Raw genomic sequence first — 1,727 nt, 5'->3', positions numbered from 1 at the left:
CACCCGATACCTGGATCATGCGTTAAACAACGCGCCTGCCGACCGCGCATCCGAAATACCGGTGGAACGGATCTCCACGCCAACGCTTATGATGGCAGGCGACGCTGACCAGATCTGGCCGGCGCTCGACATGGCGCAGGCGGCGCTGGAACGGGCTGACAGGCTCAACCCAGATCATGCGCTCGAACTGTCCGTGTACGAGGGCGATCATTTCATCCTATCCGATGATGCAGTGGTACGCGATGCGGTCATGTTTCTTGACCGGCACTTGCGGGCGGCCGCCGAGGCAGGCAAGTGCGAAGCCGATTTCGTGCCGCTCCAAACTGGATTGTCGCAGTGAATGTCAGCAAGAAGAGGTTTGCGTCCATGAAGGGCATTCTCGCCGGGCTGGCGCTGCTGCTAGTGCTCATGAGCCCATCACACGCGCAGGTGCTTGACCGTTTACTCGATGAGGCAGGCGTCACTGGCACGATCCTCATTCAGCGGGTCTCAGACGGCGCGGAATGGACGGGAGGGGCCGAGCGCCTCGACGAGCGGTTCATTCCGGCCTCCACCTTCAAGATTCCCAACAGCCTCATTCTTTTGCAGTCCGGCACGGTATCGGGCGGGGATGAACGGCTGGAATGGGACGGGACCGAACACAGCTTTGCGAGCTGGAACCAGGACCAGACCTTCACGCAGGCTTTCCAGCGATCGGCGGTTTGGGCCTATCAGGAATGGTCTCGCCGCCTTGGTCATTCAGCCATGAGCCGGCATGTCGCGGCGCTCGGCTATGGCAATGGCGACATTGGCGAGGCGGCTTCTGTGGACCGGTTCTGGCTGGAAGGTCCGTTGCAGATCAGCGCGCGTGAACAGATCGATTTTCTGGCGCGGCTCCAGGCTCGCGACCTGCCGCTGGATGGTGCCCACATGGAAACGGTCATTGCGATGATGGAGCAGGCGTCCGGCGCTGACTGGACCTTGCGGGGCAAAACCGGCTGGCGTTTTGGGGGCGATCCGGACATCGGCTGGTATGTGGGCTGGCTGGAACATCAGGGCGAAGTCTGGCTGTTCGCGCTCAATATCGACATGCCTGATCCCGAAAACCAGATTCGCCTGCGTGCCTCGATCGTTGAGGCTGCATTGAGTCAGGCGAGCCGCTGGACCCGCTGAGCGCCAGCCGAATGGTTTCCTATCCGCTTTACAGGTCCTCATTAGCGGCTTCATGCTGGCGCCCTTGACCGGGAGCGGGGACCAACATGAATCGTTTTAGCTACACCAACGAACTTTTCGCCATCGTGGGATCATTGCCGGAGGCCAGCCGGCCAGGCTTCCTTTCGGCCTTTCAGGCCTCGGAGAAGAACGCCGTCCTGCTGTACGGCTTCAATATCTGGCTGGGGTTTCTGGGCATTGACCGGTTTCTGGTCGGCGACATCATCGCGGGCATTCTGAAACTGATCACGCTGGGCGGGTTCGGGCTTTGGCAGCTGATCGACTGCTTCCTGATCGGCGGCAGGGCGCGCCAGAAGAATATCGAATATGCCCGCCAGCTACGCGATTCCTTCGCCAACCGGGCGGCCACTCCGCCGGCTGCATCGCCTGGCGTGCCGGCAGAGCCGGCCAGCTAGGGCCGGAACACCTCGATCTTCGTGCTGGTATCAACCGCGCCGCGCTGGGCTGCGCCGCCAATCGTGTAGATGGCGCCGTCAAGGCTCAGCGCGCCGAGGCCGTGGCGCGGTGTGGGCATG

3 protein-coding genes are annotated in these 1,727 nt (G+C 62.0%); all 3 read left to right on the top strand.

The genetic code is table 11. The annotated features are described in order from the left end of the window. On the top strand, positions 1-340 hold a 340-nt coding region (locus ACTS2Z_RS09720), incomplete at its 5' end, for an acyl-CoA thioester hydrolase/BAAT C-terminal domain-containing protein (RefSeq protein WP_442573016.1). A 26-nt stretch (positions 341-366) separates the two neighbouring features. Next, complete coding sequence (locus tag ACTS2Z_RS09715) at positions 367-1,152, top strand: penicillin-binding transpeptidase domain-containing protein (protein WP_442573015.1); 786 nt, start codon at positions 367-369, stop codon at positions 1,150-1,152. Between the two features lie 86 nt (positions 1,153-1,238). Beyond that, on the top strand, positions 1,239-1,607 hold the full coding sequence (locus ACTS2Z_RS09710; protein ID WP_442573014.1) for a TM2 domain-containing protein: 369 nt from the start codon (positions 1,239-1,241) through the stop codon (positions 1,605-1,607). Positions 1,608-1,727: the final 120 nt, after the last annotated feature.

It is taken from the genome of Glycocaulis sp. (genome assembly GCF_052168375.1).
Lineage (GTDB): Bacteria > Pseudomonadota > Alphaproteobacteria > Caulobacterales > Maricaulaceae > Glycocaulis.
This window is presented reverse-complemented; position numbering and strand designations above follow the sequence as displayed.